The sequence below is a fragment of the Micromonospora parathelypteridis genome, assembly GCF_014201145.1.
Taxonomy (GTDB): Bacteria; Actinomycetota; Actinomycetes; order Mycobacteriales; family Micromonosporaceae; genus Micromonospora; species Micromonospora parathelypteridis.
In genome coordinates, this window is record NZ_JACHDP010000001.1 from 5,285,731 (window position 1) to 5,300,637 (window position 14,907).

Here is a 14,907-nt window from a genome sequence, read left to right on the forward strand (position 1 = left end):
CCGAGGTGCCGACCATGGAGACCATCGTCTTCTACCAGTTCGTGACCGAGGTGCCGCAGGCCGCTGCCATCTGGTCGACCCTGTTCCTGCTGGCAATGGGCGTGCTCGCCGTGCTGGTCGCCCGCCCCGAGCGGGAACGGCCGACGGACGATCCGCTCCCGGCCGCGCCGACCGCCCGCGAGGTGGCCGCAGCCGAGGCCATCGACCTGCGCCGGTACGCCGAGGAGGTGACCGTCGCCGCGGCTGGCGCGGCCAGGACGGCACGGCGGCGACGCGATGCCTGGCTCACCGCTCAGGAGCAGCTGGAGAAGGCCTGGGCGGGGTACGACGAGGCGGACACCGCCGCCCACCGTTTCGCGGGGTCGGCGGCGCTGCCCACCCCGCACACACCCCGGACCCCCGCCGAGTACGCATCCCGGGAGCGCTACCTGCACCGCGCGGCGACGGCGGCGTACTGGCGAGGCGACCTGACCATGGCGCAGCTCGGTGACGTGTTCTCCCACCGGCACGGCTGGGATCCCCGACGGCACCCGGTCGAGCAGGAGGCGCTGCTCAGCCGGACGATCCGGGACGCGAGGCTGGCCGACTACCAGGCTGCCGCCACCGAGGAGCGGGCCGCCTGGCGGGACGCGGAACTGGCCGCCGAGTCGGCGCGCACCCTCGCCGAGGAGGCGTACGCGGCAGCGGCCCGGTTGCGGCCGAGCCGGGCACCCGCCCAACGGGCGGCGAGCAGGGCGTTCCGTCCCGCCCTCGTGACACGGTGGCGCCCCGCTCGCGCGGGTTGAGCCCGATCCGTTACGTGAGCCCCGTCACGCCATTCCAAAATCGGGCGTCCGGCGCGATCGGCTCGATCTTTCCCGTGATTCTGGCCGCATTATCGGCGGCCTGTCCGGTTGTCGCCCACAGGCGTCACCGTAACCGGTTGTCCCATCGAGTCACATCATCGGCAATACGCGCAGAAATTGCCGCAGCAAATCGGGTTTACGCAGGTGAACCTTGCTTGGCAGCGTGCGAACAGGCCAGTAGTGTCGTCCCGTCCGGTGCGGTAACCGATCGCAAGAGGCGACGCCGCGCCGACCCGCTCAATCGTGATCAACGAACCGGGGACCCATCAGTAAGTCCGGGGTGAATCCGCGAGCCACGGCCTGCGGTAGGGCGATCTTCCCGCCCGAATCCGTCAGCTAACCCGGTAGGCGGTGTCGGAAGGAGTTCCAAACTCGTGCAGCACCTTTCCACCCCTCGGTTGTTCCCTCGCCTCCACGGCGCAGCGGTGCCCCCGCTCATTCGTCCAGTGACGGTGAGCTGACCCCCCGGGTCATCGCCTTTCCCGCCCGGCCCCGCCGGGCGTTCCCCTGAGCGGTTCACCATCCGCGGACCACGGTCCGTGCGCTGACGCCTGCCCGGATACCGGTCCGGCCCCGGTGTGCCGCTCTCCCCCCGATCCGTGGAGGACCCGTGAAGCACACCATGCAGCGTCAACTCCGACGCTTCGCCACCCAGCGCCCGTACCAGATCGTCGCTGCCTCCGCCGCGGCCCTCGTGATCGCCACCACCACCGGCGCCCTGCTCGCCGGCGCCGACGACGCCCCGGCCGGTCAGCGCACCGCGACCACGGTCGCCGAGATGCGCAGCGACACCGTCGCCTCCCTCGGTGAGGCGAACGACGCGTCCCCCTCGGCCAGCGCCGCGCCGACCACCGCCGCTCCGGCCACCAGCGCCGCGTCTCCCGCCGCCAAGGCCAGCAGCAACCCGGACCTGACCCGTAAGCCGGAGCGGCCGAAGCCGCCGGCGACCAAGGTGCTCGACTACGACTACGAGGCGCAGAACACGTACTACAACTGCGGCCCGGCGGCCACCCGCAACGCGCTCAGCGCCACCGGCATCGACCGCACCCAGGAGGAGCTCGGTGCCGAACTGGGCACCACCGAGATGGGCACCAACTCGGCTGAGGACACCACCCGGGTCCTCAACGCCGAGGTGAAGGGCTCCCCGTACCGGACCCGGATGTTCGCCGGCGCCCCCAGCCCGGCGCAGATGGACCGGCTCCAGGCCGACGTCGTCAAGGCCATCACCGATGGCCGGGGCGTGGTGGCCAACGTCGTCGGCGACGCCACCGACACCGACGGTGGCTGGCACTCCTACGGCGGCGGGCACTACATCGCCGTCGTGGGTTACAAGGACAACGGCCGGACCGTGCGGATCGCCGACTCGGCGAACCCGGCCGACCCGTCGTACTGGATCACCACGATCGACCTGGCCAACTGGATCGCCAGCCGGGGCTACTCCGCCTGACACAGGCACGTTGACCGCCGCGGGCGCCGTCCCTCACGAGGGGCCGGCGCCCGCGGTGTCTTTCCGACGTGGTTCGCCGTGCGCCGCCATCGACGACTCTCGTCCGGGGCGGTGAACCGTGGCAGACTGCGGCCGTGGTGGATGAATCGGTTGGTCAGGCGGACCGTAGGCCGGTCCTGCTGCTGCTGCACGGGATGGGGGCGACCGGGGACGTCTGGCTGCCCTGGGCGCCGTTGCTGGAGCAGCACTGGCCCGGGCGGTGGCTGGCACCGGACCTCGCCGGCCACGGCTGGGCGGCGCCGCTGCCGTCGTACTCCTTCGAGGGTTTCGCCCGGCAGATCACGCAGGGCCTGGCCTCCGACGACCGCGTCGTCGTGCTCGGGCACTCGCTGGGTGGGGTGGTCGGCCTCGCGCTGGCCGCCCGCGCCGCCGGGATACCGGTGGACGCGGTGGTCGGGTTGGGCATCAAGGCGCTCTGGTCACCCGCCGAGCTGACCCGCGCCGCCGAGCTGGCCGCGCGACCGGTGAGCTGGTTCGCCAGCCGCACCGAGGCGGCCCGCCGTTACCTGCGCGTCGCCGGGCTGGCCGGCCTGATCCCGCCGGACCACCCGGTGGTGGACGCCGGGCTGCGCCAGGTCGACGGCCGGTGGCGCCTCGCCATGGACCCGACCGCCTTCGCCGTCGGCGAACCCGACCTGGCCGCGCTGCTGGCGGCGACCGACGTGCCGGTGGTGCTGGCGCGTGGCGAACACGACCCGATGGTCACCGACGCTCAGCTCAAGGAGTACGGCGTACCGGTCGCCACGCTGCCCGGTCTCGGGCACAACGCGCACGTGGAGGACCCGGCGGCCGTGCTGGCGCTGCTGGACGCGTACCGCTGAGCGGTTATGCCTGTGCGGACGCGGTCAGTTCCTTCGCGGGGGCCAGTTCCCGGCGGGCGGCGGTCAGGAACGCCTCGGCGTAGGACTCGGCGGGGAAGTCGCCCAGGTAACGCCGGCGGGTGGCCCAGCGCTCCGCGGCCAGCGGGTCGGTGTCCAGCAGGGCGGTCAGCACATCGTCCACGTTGGACATGTCCCGCCGCAGCACGTAGCCCGACGTGGCCAGCGGGAAACGCTCGGTGAACCGGTCGCCCTCGTCGCCCATGTCGGTGACCGCGTACGGCTTGCTGGAGTAGAGGTAGTCCGAGATCACCCCGGACACGTCGGAGATCAGCGCGTCCGATCGGTTCACGCACTCGGTCAGGCTCAGCTCCCGGGCGGCCGCGCCGACCACGTGCTGGCGTCCGCTGCGGGCCCGGTCGGCGACGAGCAGCTCGGTCAACCGGCCGAGCTGGCGGGCCGACGCCGGGTTCTGCGCCGTGTACGGGTGGGCTCGCAGGATCACGGTCGCGCCGCGCTCCAGCAGCCGACGCAACAGCCCTTCGGCCACCGGGAGCGAGCAGTAGTCGGCGTCGGCGTGGTGCCCGGTCCAGGTCGGGGTGTAGAGCACGGTCGGTTGCGCCAAGCCCCGCGCCGGCTCCGGGCGTACCGCGATCGACTCGACCTGCGGGCGGCCCACCACCACGAACTTCTCCGCCGGGATCTGCACCCCGGCACGGGCGTACCGGTCGATCGCCGCCGGTCCGGCCACGAAGATCCGGTCGAAGATCCCGGACACCGGGTTGGCGCTCGGCGCCTTGTCGCTGTCACCGTGGTGCAGCTGGATGTGGGTGAGCTGGGTGAAGCGGACGCAGTGGCTGTTCTTCGCCCCGTGGTTGACGTAGAACGCCGCCCGCAGGCTCGGCACCAGCGCCTCGTCCATCGCCCGCAGGGTGGGGCAGTAGACCACCGGTGCGTCGGTGGCCGCGGCGATCGGAGCCAGGAACTCCGGCTCGCGCAGCACGACCAGGAACGGCCGGCCGATCCGCTCCAGGTACGGAAGCCACATGGTGACCTGGTATTCCGAGCCGGGAGGCGCGGAGAAGTAGAGCACGAACTCCGGCTGGTGCCGGCGCAGCGCGCGAGCCACCGGCCCACCGCCGGCCTGCGGCCGGAACCGCCGTCGGGCCAGGTCCAGCGCGACCACACCGGTGCCCGCGCCGACCAGCAGACTGGCCGCCAGCGCCATGCCAGCCGGCAGCGCGAGCGCCGCAGCGAGCGCCACCACGGCGAGCAGCCCGAGCAGGGCGGTGCCGAGCCGGTCGGCGATCAGCGGTGTCCAGGCCCGGACCGGCAGATTGGCGGCCCGGATCTCCAGGTTGCCGGCGGTGCGCAGCGGCCCCACCAGCAGCACCAACCCCAGCAGGACCAGCGCGGTGGCGACCAGCGTGAGGTGAAGTCCGTCGTTCAACTGCCGGGAGTAGCCGACCAGGATGGCGGCGGCGATCAGCGCGGTCTCCGCGACGAGGTCAGCGTTGGGCCGGATCCGCTGCTCGGCGGCCGAGGCGACCAGCGCGGCGACGGCCAGCACCAGCCCCCAGCCGGTGGCGCCGGTGAGCGCCAGCACGACAAAGGCCAGCACAGCCAGCCCGGTGCTCAGACACCGGGCAGCCAGCTTTCGGACCAGATCGCCGCGCATGTCGCTCCGTTCGTGGTTCCGCAGCCGTCGGCGTCAGTTCGCGGACGCCGTGCTGGCCGGCGCCTCGACCTGACTCGGCCCGGACTGGCCTGGCACGGTCGGCGTGGGCCCGTCGCCGGGTGCCCGGCGTACGTCGATCACCTGGCCGGTCAGGTCGGAGATCAGCACGTCCAGCGACGACTGGGCGACTGCCTCCGCGGCGAGCAGGGTGTGCTCCGGCTCCTCGCCGAACGCCCGCGTCCGCATCGGCGTGGCGGTCCGCTCCGGGTTGATGCAGTTGACGCGGACACCGACGTCGGCCCACTCGTCCGCGAGCGCCTGGGTGAGGTTGACCAGGGCCGCCTTGGTGGCCGAGTAGAGCGCGTAGCGGGCCCGGCCCCGGGTGTAGGAGCTGGACGTGTAGAGCAGCAGTTGGCCCTTGGTCTGCTGCAGGTACGGAAGGGCCTGGCGGGCGATGGTCACCGGGCCGACGAAGTTGACCTGGAGCAGCCGGTCCATGGTCTCCTCGTCCATCTCGGCGAGGGCGCCCTTCTCCAGGATGCCGGCGGTGACCACCACGTGGTCGATCCGGCCGGTGGCCTCGAAGGCGGTCGTCAGCGCGGCCTCGACGTCCTCGGCCCGCTCCACGTGGGTGCCGGTGCTGGAACGGCTGAACGGGAAGACCTGGGCGCCGTAGCGCCGGGCCAGCTCGGTCAACTCGTGGCCGATGCCGTAGCTGCCGCCGAACACCACGATGGTGCGGCCGGTCAGCTCCTCGCTGTAGCTGCGGTGGTCGGTCAGCCGGGGCGCCTGCGCCGCGGCGAGCTGGAAGAGCTTGTCCGCCAGGTGCACGTCGACCGGGTGGGTGACCTTGATGTTCTCGTCCGAACCGTCGATCACCTTGATCGGGGTGCCGGGCAGGTAGCGCAGCACCACGCCGCAGTCGTCGGTGGCGGCGAAGTCCGGGTCGTCCTCGGCGATCCGGTACGCCTCGCGGATCGTGGGGGACCGGAACGCCTGCGGGGTCTGCCCGCGGCGCAGCCGGGAGCGCACCGGGATGTCGGTGATGCAGTCGTTGTCGTCCACCTGGATGATCGTGTCGGCGGACGGGATGGCCACGTCCACGGCATCGTAGGTCCAGAGCGCGTTGACGCACTCGCGCACGATCCTGCCGCTGAGCAGCGGGCGCACCGCGTCGTGGAAGAGGATGTTGCAGTCCGCCGGGCCGACCGCGTCCAACGCGATCCGGGTGGTGGCGTTGCGGGTGTCACCACCCTCGATCACCTTGGTGACCTTGCGCAGGCCGGCCTTCTCGACGATCTGCCGGGCGTCGTCGACGTGGCCGGTGGCCATCAGCACGATGATCTCGTCGATCTCCGGCGCGGTCTCGAAGACCGCCAGGGTGTGCTCGATGATCGGCTTGCCGGCGATCTTCAGCAGCTGCTTCGGGATGCCGAGGCCCAGCCGGGTCCCGGTGCCTCCGGCCAGAACCACCGCCACTGTCCGCGAGGGCCGCCACGGCACCGAGGTCTCCGTTGCGGCGTCCGGGCCAGCGGTCTGGTCCTGCGTCATTGCCGGATCCTCACTCTCAGGGATGCGTTAACGGAAGGTTCCGCCCGAGCGGCGACGGAATGAACCTTAACGCGCGGACCGCGCCGCCCCAACGCGGGCGACGCGGTCCGTGAAGCCGTGTCGATGCCGGGTGTTCGCCGGCACTCTACTTGCTGTTCGCGTACGCCTCGTATTCCCGAATGACCTCGTCGGTGGGCCCGTCCATCCGCAGGACGCCCGATTCCAGCCAGATCGTTCGTTCGCAGGTGTCCCGTACGGAGGAGAGCTGGTGGCTGACGAGGAACACTGTGCCCGCGCCCTCCCGCAGCTCCCGCACCCGCTGCTCGCTGCGCTTGCGGAAGCCCTTGTCGCCGGTGGCGAGTGCCTCGTCGATGAGCAGCACGTCGTGCTTCTTCGCGGCGGCGATGGAGAACCGCAGCCGGGCAGCCATGCCGGAGGAGTACGTCCGCATCGGCAGGCTGGCGAAGTCGCCCCGCTCGTTGATGCCGGAGAAGTCGATGATCCCCGCGGCCTGCTTGGCCACGTCGTCGGGGTGCATCCCCATGGCCAGGCAACCGAGGGTGACGTTGCGTTCCCCGGAGAGGTCGTTGAGCAGGGCGGCGTTCACGCCGAGCAGTGACGGCTGCCCCTGGGTGTAGATCGCACCCCGGTTGACCGGCAGCAGGCCGGCGATGGCCCTCAGGATGGTGGACTTGCCGGAGCCGTTGCTGCCGATCAGGCCGATGGCCTCGCCCCGGTACGCGGTGAAGGAGACGCCCTTGACCGCGTGCACCTCCCGGATGTTCGGCGCGTGGGTGCGCTTGACCAGCCGGCGCAGCGCGGCCACCGGCGTGGTGCCACCGGCGGCGCCCTGGTGCACCCGGTAGATGATGTGCGCGTCGTCCACGACCACGGTCGGGATCCGCTCCTGCGTCGACGTCATCGTTGCACTCGCCTCGATGGAGGCGTCGAAATGCTCAACCACGGCCGTACTCCTGTTCGCCGCGCCAGAAGTAGATGAAACCGCCCAAGCCGGCGAGCAGTGCCCACCCGCCGCCGACCAGCCAGAGCTGGGTCAGCGACTCGTTGAGCAGCGGTGCTTCCTCCAGCAGCGTGTACCGCGCAAGCTCGATGTAGACGAGCAACGGGTTGTACTGCACCAGCGTCGTCGCCCAGCTCGGCAGCCGCTCGAAGAGGCTGACGCTGTAGAGGACGCCGGAGCCGTACATCCAGGTGCGCATGATGAACGGCATGACCTGCTTCAGGTCGCTCGACTTGCTGCCCAACCGGGCCACCACGAGCACGACGCCGGCGTTGAACACCGCCTGCAGGAACAGGGCCGGCACCAGCAGCAGCCACTCCAGCGTGAGCGGTTCCCCGGTGACCAGCACGATGCCGATCAGCACCACCATCGACGCCAGCAGTTGCTGGAACTGCGTCAACGTCGTGGACAGCGGCAGGCTGGCACGGGGAAAGTGCAGCGCCCGGATCAACCCCAGGTTGCTGCTGATCGCCTGGGTGCCGGCCAGGACCGCGCTCTGGGTGAAGTTGAAGATGAACAGCCCGGTGGTGAGGTAGGCGATGTAGTTCTGCATGTCGTTCTGTGCCAGCACCACCCCGAAGATCAGGTAGTAGACCGCCGCGTTGGTCAGCGGGGTCAGCACCTGCCAGAGCTGGCCCAGCTTGGCATTGCTGTAAGAGGCGACCAGCTTGGCGTTGGCGTACGCGGCGATGAAGTGCCGGTAGGCCCACAATTGGCGGCTGTACCCGACGAGGGAGGGGCGCTCACCGGCGACCCGTAGCCCGTGCCGAGCGGCCAGCTGCGCCTGGGTCCGGCCCGTGTCAGGGTCGACCAGCGCGGTGGTGGCCATGGAAATGGCGCTCCGATCTTTGTGCAGACGGGTGGCTCGCGACGATGGAATCCTAGTGGGATACGTGCGCGGGGCGCCGCCTCGTCGCTGCGAGGACAGTAGTCCGAAACACGTCGGGACGCAACCGTATCGTCGTTGCGCTACCCTGGGCACCGTGAGCTGCGAGAAGAGTCCCCGGTGACGACTGAGAAGAGGCGTGCCCCGGCCGGTGCGGCGGTGCTCCGTGGCGAGATCACCACGGCCATCCGACGCGCGCTGATGCAGGAGCTCGCCGCGGTCGGTTACGGCCGGCTCTCCATCGAGGCGGTGGCTCGCCGCGCCGGCGTCAGCAAGACGGCAATCTACCGGCGCTGGAACTCGAAGCTCGACCTGGTGTTGGAGATCGTCGCCGCGGCGGCGCACGGCAAGCTGCCGGCACTGGACACCGGCACCCTGCGCGGCGACCTCACGCTGCTGTTCCAGGCGGTGGCGCACGCGTTGCGCCATCCGCTGGCGTCGCAGATCATCCCGGACCTGCTGGCCGAGGCAGCCCGCAACCCCACCATCGACGCGACCCTGCGTCAGGTGCTGCACGCCCGCCAGCAGGAGATCGGCGGTCGCCTGGTCACCCGCGCCGTGCAGCGCGGTGAGCTGCCCGCCGAGACCGACCTGGACGCGGCGATCGACCTCATCGTGGGCCCGCTCTACTGGCGGCTCGCCATCGCCCGTCTCCCGCTCACCGACAGCTACCTCGACAATCTGGTCGAATCCGTGGCTGCCGGGCTCGGGGCCGACAGCGCCCTGTCCCGCCCTCGGGCCGCTCCGATCTCGGGTTGACCAGGCACTCGACACCCCGCCGCCCGCAGCAGCGGTCCCGCTGTCCGATTCCGCTAAGCTGCCCCCTTGACACCCGGCTGTCACCGCGCCGACACCCCTCATCCGCCTGACGAGTAAGGACGCCCGTGGCCAACGTCGACAGCATCGCCGTAGCGCCCACCGAACCGGATCCGACGCCGCGGACCGGGCAGGCATCCCGGCCCGCCAACGAACGCGCGGGGCTGTCCCGGGTACGCGCGCTGGTGGCCGTCGCCCCGGCGATGCTCACCGATGGTGCGGTGATCGCGTTCGCGCTCTTCACCGTGCTCTACCACGCGGCCTTTCTGGTGGACCTGCGTCCGTCGGTGACCTTCAAGATCTGGCTGCTCGCCTGTGCGGTGCTCGCGGTCGTGGCCCTGCTGCGCGCCCGCCGCCGCCTCGCCGGCACCCCGGTCGGCAGTGCGCCGGTGGCGCAGGATGAGCCCGGCAACGCCCGGCCCGCCGCCGACCGCCGCCTGCTGATCGGGGTTCCGGTCGCCGCCGCCGTGGCTGCCATCTCCGCCGGTCTGGCGGCCGACACCAGCGTCAGCGTCTGGTGGTGGATCCCGGCCGTGGCCGGCCTGCTCGCGGCGGTCGGCGGGCTCCTGCTGGCGCGCCAGGCCTGGCTGAGTGGCCCGGTGCCCACCCCGGCCGCCCCGGCGTCCACCGCGGGGCAGTCGGCGTACGCGCTGGTCCTCTCGGTGTTGGTCGGTATCTCCTCGTTCTTCATGGCCCGCAACACCCCGGACGACGTCTACTACGTCGGCAAGTCGGTGTGGATCGCCGAGCGTGACCTGATCCCGCTCAACGACTTCCTGTTCTCCGAGAACGTGCTGCCGGCCATGGGCTCGCAGCCGCCCATCCCGTCGATCGAGGTCTTCGACGGCGCGTTCGCCAACGTCGTCGGTATCCACGCCAGCTCGGCCCTCTGGTACGTGCTGCTGCCGATCATGGCGATGCTCGCGGCGCTGGCGCTGTGGCGGCTGACGCACCGGTGGGCCCCGCGCCGTCCGGTACTGGCCTTCACCGTGGCGATCGCGTACCTGTATCTCGTCGCGGGCGGGGACGCCGCACTGGGCACGTTCCACCTCCCGCGCCTGCACGAGGGCAAGGGCATGTTCGTCTCGGCGGTCATCCCGCTGATGTGGCTCTACCTGACCGAGTGGTTCGACAACCGGTCGCGGCGCAGCCTGGTGCTCATCGTGGCGCTCTCGATCACCGCGATCGGCCTCACCAACACCGCGGCGATCATCCTGCCGATGCTGGTCGGCGCCGCCGGCTTCGCCATGCTGCTGGTCGGCCGGTGGAAGGCGGCCATCGTCGCGGCGGTCGCCGCCCTCGCGTACCCGATCGGCTCGTTGGTGGTCTCCCGCCTGGTGCTCGGCGGGATGACCGCGACCGGTGCGGACGACGCCTTCTTCGACGCGGCGTACACCTACCGGCGGACCCTGCTGTTCGGTGTGGTCGGGGTGATCAGCGGTCTGGCGCTGTGGTGCGGTGCGTTGCTCGCCAGGCGACGTACGCCCGCGCTGCTCGTCGCCGGTGCCACCCTGGCGTTGAGCGTGATGTTCGTCCCCGGGGTGCTGGAGGTGCTGAGCGCGTTGAGTGGCATCTCGGTGGTGCTCTGGCGCGTGCCGTGGCTGCTCGCCCTGCCGACGTTGATCGGTCTGCTCTGCACCGTGCGCGTGCCGGCGCCGACCCGGGCGCTGCGCCGGGCGGCGTCCGGAGGGATCGCGGTGCTGCTGGTCGCCTCGTTCGCGCTGTTCGCCACCCCGATGTGGTCGCCGAAGAGCTGGGTCGACGTGCACAGCCGCCCCACCTGGAAGCTTCCGCAGCAGCGTCAGTCGATCGCGTTCTGGATCAAGGGCCTGGACCGCCCGCAGGGCATGCTGCTCGCCCCGAAGACGATCATGCGCACGACGCCGATCGTCACCAGCGAGGTCCGGGTTGTCCTGCCCCGTGACTTCTACCTCGTCGAATACGACCTCAGTTCCCAATTCGCCATGGACCGGCTGCTGCTGGCAAGTTTCGCGGACGGCACCGCCAGCCCGGCGCCGGCCGAGCTGACGCCGGCACTGGACCGTTTGGACGTTGGCACCATCTGCGTATACAACGGCAACCAGTACGCCCGCGACACCGCGCCGCAGTTGGGCTACCAGGAGTTCGCCACGCGCAAGGCGCCCGGCGCGATGACCTGCTTCCGGCGGGTCGGCTGAACGCTTTTCCGCACCGAACGCCCGACCTCGCAGCGGGGCCGGGCGCACCACGGCACGGAGCTTTGCCCGAAATGGTGCCGGATACCCGAGCGACACCGAGCTGTCCCCTCGCGTTAAGGTCGCAGTCACACGCAGCCGGCCGCGATCGACCCGCTGCGCGACGGGGGAGTGACGTCGGTCCATTACGGGCACCGCCCGCAACGAAATCTCGTAGGGAGCGAACTCGTTTGTTCGGCACGTTCTCAGGTCGCATCGGAGTGGCCGCTAGCGCCGCGCTGCTGGTGCTGGCCTACCTGGTCATGCTCGTCGGTGGCGTATTCGGCTGGGTCGGCCTGTTCGCCGTCGCCGGGCTGGCCGCCATCATCGGCGAGTTCGCCGTCGCCCGCTGGTCGCAGCCGTCACACCTGCTGTTGGAGAAAGTGGGCCTGCACTGGTCGTACCGGCAGTTGACCCGCGATCTCGCGGCCGTGTTGCTGGTCGCCGCCGAGGTGCGGCTCAGCGGCGGCGAGCTGACGCTGCTGTTGGTGCTGCCGGCCGCGGTGTGGGTCGTGTCGGTCTTCGCCGGGGCGTTCTCCATCATGATCGAGCGTCGTAACCCGCTCTCCGCCATGGTGCGCAACATCGAGCTGGGTCCGCTGCACACTGCCACCCAACCACCGGCCTGGGCGGCGGCGGTCGCCGGCGACCGGATGCCGCTGCTCAACCTGCTGCTGGTGCCGGCCGCCGTGGCCGCCGCGGTGCAGCACGAGCCGACGCCCTTCTTCGTCGCCGCCGCGGTCGGGGTCGTGGCGACCGGTCTGGTGGGCGCCATCCTCGCGCTGACCTGGCTTCGGGGCCGGGGCGCGAAGGAGGGCACACTGCTGCCCGCCGTCCAGCGTTGGCTGGACAGCTACCAGCCCGAGGTGGCGCTCTACTTCGCCGGCCCGGCCAAGGACGTCTACCAGGCCAACATGTGGCTCGCCCCGACCGAGGCGCTCCAGCAGCGCGCGGTGGTGCTGCTGCGTAGCCGGGACGCGTTCCTGGAGCTGGCCGACACCCGGCTGCCGGTGATCTGCGTACCGGCCGGGGTCGACTTCATGAACCTCGAACTCAGCGGCATTCGTGCGGCGCTCTACTCGGCGAACGTCGGCGCGAACATCCACATGCTCCGCGAGCCCACCACCAAGCACGTCTTCGTCGGGCACGGCGACAGCGACAAGCAGGCCAGCGTCAACCCGTACAGCAAGGTGTACGACGAGGTCTGGGTCGCCGGTCTGGCCGGCCGGGAGCGTTACGCCCGGGCCGGTGTGGGGGTTCTCGACCAGGACATCGTCGAGATCGGCCGACCGCAGCTCGCCGGGGTGCACACCTTCGGCGCCGAGTCGGTGGACCGGCCCTTCACCGTGCTCTACGCCCCCACCTGGGAGGGTTGGCTCGACGACGACCCGTACCACACCTCACTGGTGCTGATGGGTGAGCGGATCGTCAAGGGCATGCTCGCCGCGAGCCCTCGGCTGCGACTGATCTACAAGCCGCACCCGCTCACCGGGTCGCGGTCAAGCGCGGCCAGGTCGGTGCACGACCGGATCGTCGCGGCCATCCGCGCCGCCGGCGGCAACCCGAACGCGTCCTCTCTGGACGGCACCGCGCACCTGGTGGTCACCGGCCGTACGCCGGCGCTGTTCGACTGCTTCAACCAGACCGACCTGCTGATCAGCGACGTGTCCAGTGTGGTCTCCGACTTCGTGCAGAGCCAGCGCCCGTACGTGGTGGCCAACCCGGCCGGCCTGTCCGAGGACGACTTCCGCCGCGAGTACCCGACGGCGCGGGCCGCGTACCTGCTCTCCAAGGACTGCGGCGAGCTGGAGAAGATCGTGACGGTGACCCGGGCCGGCGACGACCCGATGACCGAGGCCCGCCGGGAGTTGAAGACCTACCTGCTCGGCCCCGCCGAGGCGAACCCGATGGACCGGTTCCAGGAGGAGATCGACCGGCTCTGCGGCTGAGCATCACCTACGGCGCTGCGCCTCAGGCGCACGGATGGTGCTGCGCTCCCGGCGCACGGATGGTGCCGCGCGCCCGGCCCGAGACCTTTCGGGTCGGGCGCGAACGTGTCAGACCAGCAGGGCGGCCACCGCGTCGGCGGCCGGAGTGTCCGCCGGCAACGCCTGCGCCGCCACCACCGCCGCGACCGGCAGCGGGCCGTACACGTGCGGGAAGAGTTGCCCGCCGCGCGACGGCTCCCAGCGCAGCGCGTCGCCCAGCCGCTCGTCCTCCACGCTGAGCAGGGTCAACCCGGTGACCCCGGCGAAGTGCCGGCGCGCCGTCTCCACCACCTGGTCAGCGCCGGAGAGGTGGATGAAACCGGACTCGTGGTCCAACGGTGTGCCGGCGAAAGCGCCGGCGGCGAGGGCGGCGTCCCATTCGGCGCTCGACAGCAGTTTGTAGATCACAGCGGCAGCCTACGGGGGTGCCGTCGGCGGGCTCGCCCGGTTTTCGTCGGTACCGCCGCGCCCGTCGCCCCCCGCCGGGCATGCTCAGGTCAAGGGCCGCGGAGGGATGGGCGATGCAGAGCTACGACGACGACTGGACCGACAGCCAGCGTGCGCTGTACGACGAGTGCTACCGGGCTGGCGGCGAGTGGGCCGAAGACCCGGACACTCCGTCCGATGACGTACAGCACGTGATCAACCTGGCCGAGGCGGACGACGACGCGTTCCAGGACGCGGAGATCGACTACCCGCCCCTGGTCGACGCGGTCACCCAGGCCAGCGGGGTCAACGTCACCAGCGTGCCAGCCAGCCACGAGGACCCGGGCTTCCGCGGCTTCACCGACGGCGTCCGGGACGCCACCGCCGACGACGTCTTCGGCCTCTAGCCGCCCGTCGTGGTGGGCGGCCTCCCGCTGCGCGCGCGCTTCTGCCACCATTCGCAGAACGGCGCTGCGACGGACGGGGGCACGGGTGCGGATCCTGCTGGTAGAGGACGACCGCCGGGTGGCCGCTGCGCTCTCTTCCGCCCTCACCCGCCGTGGGTACGAGGTCGAGCACGCGGCCACCGTCGCCGCCGCGCTCTCCGCCGCCCCGTGCGACCTGGTGCTGCTCGACCTGACCCTGCCCGACGGGGACGGCACCGACCTGTGCCGGGAGCTGCGTCGGCGTAGCAGTCAGCTCGGCATCATCGCGGTGACCGCGCGGGGCGAGGAACGTGATCGGGTGCTGGGCCTGCGCCTCGGCGCGGACGACTACGTCGTCAAGCCGTTCTCGATGGTGGAGTTGCAGGCCCGGATCGAGGCGGTGCTGCGCCGGGCCGCGAACGCCGCACCGGAGCGGCACCTCATCGAGGCCGGGTCGGTGCACATCGACGTGGCCGCGCGGACGGTGACCGTGGACGGCCGCGCTGTCACGTTGACCCGCAAGGAGTTCGACGTGCTGCTCTCGCTGGCCCGCCAGCCCGGGGTGGCGGTGCCCCGCGATCGCATCCTGCTCGACGCCTGGGGCACCACCTGGGCCGACCGGCACACGGTCGAGGTGCATGTCGGGTCGCTGCGCGGCAAGCTCGGCGACGCGCGCCTGGTGGAGACCGTCCGTGGCGTCGGCTACCGGCTGCGCGACGCGTGAGGGGCTGAC

13 protein-coding genes and 1 riboswitch are annotated in these 14,907 nt (G+C 71.2%); of the genes, 8 read left to right on the top strand and 5 right to left on the bottom strand.

Going from position 1 to position 14,907, the window contains the following annotated elements; all coding sequences use genetic code 11:
- The first annotated feature begins 14 nt into the window (after positions 1 to 14).
- The 3 genes from HNR20_RS23960 to HNR20_RS23970 all read left to right on the top strand — a co-directional run bounded on the left by HNR20_RS23960 (position 15) and on the right by HNR20_RS23970 (position 3,173).
- On the top strand, positions 15 to 785 hold the full coding sequence (locus tag HNR20_RS23960; protein ID WP_184183903.1) for a hypothetical protein: 771 nt from the start codon (positions 15 to 17) through the stop codon (positions 783 to 785).
- 284 nt (positions 786 to 1,069) lie between these two features.
- Positions 1,070 to 1,211, top strand: a riboswitch (cyclic di-AMP (ydaO/yuaA leader).
- A gap of 244 nt (positions 1,212 to 1,455) precedes the next feature.
- Positions 1,456 to 2,292, top strand: a complete 837-nt coding sequence (locus tag HNR20_RS23965) for a C39 family peptidase (RefSeq protein WP_229687356.1) — start codon at positions 1,456 to 1,458, stop codon at positions 2,290 to 2,292.
- 134 nt (positions 2,293 to 2,426) lie between these two features.
- The gene (locus HNR20_RS23970; RefSeq protein WP_184183906.1) at positions 2,427 to 3,173 is read left to right on the top strand and encodes an alpha/beta fold hydrolase; all 747 of its coding nucleotides are present in this window, start codon (positions 2,427 to 2,429) and stop codon (positions 3,171 to 3,173) included.
- Positions 3,174 to 3,177: 4 nt separating this feature from the next.
- Here HNR20_RS23970 and HNR20_RS23975 read toward each other — a convergent pair whose 3' ends face one another.
- The 4 genes from HNR20_RS23975 to HNR20_RS23990 all read right to left on the bottom strand — a co-directional run bounded on the left by HNR20_RS23975 (position 3,178) and on the right by HNR20_RS23990 (position 8,249).
- Positions 3,178 to 4,848: a CDP-glycerol glycerophosphotransferase family protein gene (locus HNR20_RS23975; protein WP_184183909.1), complete on the bottom strand. Its 1,671-nt coding sequence runs from the start codon at positions 4,846 to 4,848 to the stop codon at positions 3,178 to 3,180.
- A 33-nt stretch (positions 4,849 to 4,881) separates the two neighbouring features.
- On the bottom strand, positions 4,882 to 6,399 hold the full coding sequence (locus HNR20_RS23980; protein WP_184183912.1) for a bifunctional cytidylyltransferase/SDR family oxidoreductase: 1,518 nt from the start codon (positions 6,397 to 6,399) through the stop codon (positions 4,882 to 4,884).
- 145 nt (positions 6,400 to 6,544) lie between these two features.
- Entirely contained in the window at positions 6,545 to 7,321 is a 777-nt protein-coding gene (locus HNR20_RS23985; RefSeq protein ID WP_184188886.1) for an ABC transporter ATP-binding protein, read from the bottom strand.
- Positions 7,322 to 7,355: 34 nt separating this feature from the next.
- Positions 7,356 to 8,249 (bottom strand): ABC transporter permease, encoded by an 894-nt coding sequence (locus HNR20_RS23990; RefSeq protein ID WP_184183915.1) that lies wholly within the window; start codon positions 8,247 to 8,249, stop codon positions 7,356 to 7,358.
- 216 nt (positions 8,250 to 8,465) lie between these two features.
- Here HNR20_RS23990 and HNR20_RS23995 point away from each other — a divergent pair, with 216 nt between their 5' ends.
- The 3 genes from HNR20_RS23995 to HNR20_RS24005 all read left to right on the top strand — a co-directional run bounded on the left by HNR20_RS23995 (position 8,466) and on the right by HNR20_RS24005 (position 13,284).
- Positions 8,466 to 9,065: a TetR/AcrR family transcriptional regulator gene (locus HNR20_RS23995; protein ID WP_184188888.1), complete on the top strand. Its 600-nt coding sequence runs from the start codon at positions 8,466 to 8,468 to the stop codon at positions 9,063 to 9,065.
- 125 nt (positions 9,066 to 9,190) lie between these two features.
- Complete coding sequence (locus HNR20_RS24000; protein ID WP_184183918.1) at positions 9,191 to 11,299, top strand: DUF6077 domain-containing protein; 2,109 nt, start codon at positions 9,191 to 9,193, stop codon at positions 11,297 to 11,299.
- Between the two features lie 227 nt (positions 11,300 to 11,526).
- Positions 11,527 to 13,284 (top strand): CDP-glycerol glycerophosphotransferase family protein, encoded by a 1,758-nt coding sequence (locus HNR20_RS24005; protein ID WP_373291099.1) that lies wholly within the window; start codon positions 11,527 to 11,529, stop codon positions 13,282 to 13,284.
- 108 nt (positions 13,285 to 13,392) lie between these two features.
- Here the strand turns inward: HNR20_RS24005 and HNR20_RS24010 are convergent, their stop codons facing one another.
- Positions 13,393 to 13,731, bottom strand: a complete 339-nt coding sequence (locus HNR20_RS24010) for a DUF952 domain-containing protein (RefSeq protein ID WP_184183921.1) — start codon at positions 13,729 to 13,731, stop codon at positions 13,393 to 13,395.
- A 113-nt stretch (positions 13,732 to 13,844) separates the two neighbouring features.
- Here HNR20_RS24010 and HNR20_RS24015 point away from each other — a divergent pair, with 113 nt between their 5' ends.
- Complete coding sequence (locus HNR20_RS24015; RefSeq protein WP_088947217.1) at positions 13,845 to 14,156, top strand: hypothetical protein; 312 nt, start codon at positions 13,845 to 13,847, stop codon at positions 14,154 to 14,156.
- 85 nt (positions 14,157 to 14,241) lie between these two features.
- Positions 14,242 to 14,898, top strand: a complete 657-nt coding sequence (locus HNR20_RS24020; protein ID WP_184183924.1) for a response regulator transcription factor — start codon at positions 14,242 to 14,244, stop codon at positions 14,896 to 14,898.
- Positions 14,899 to 14,907 lie beyond the last annotated feature (9 nt).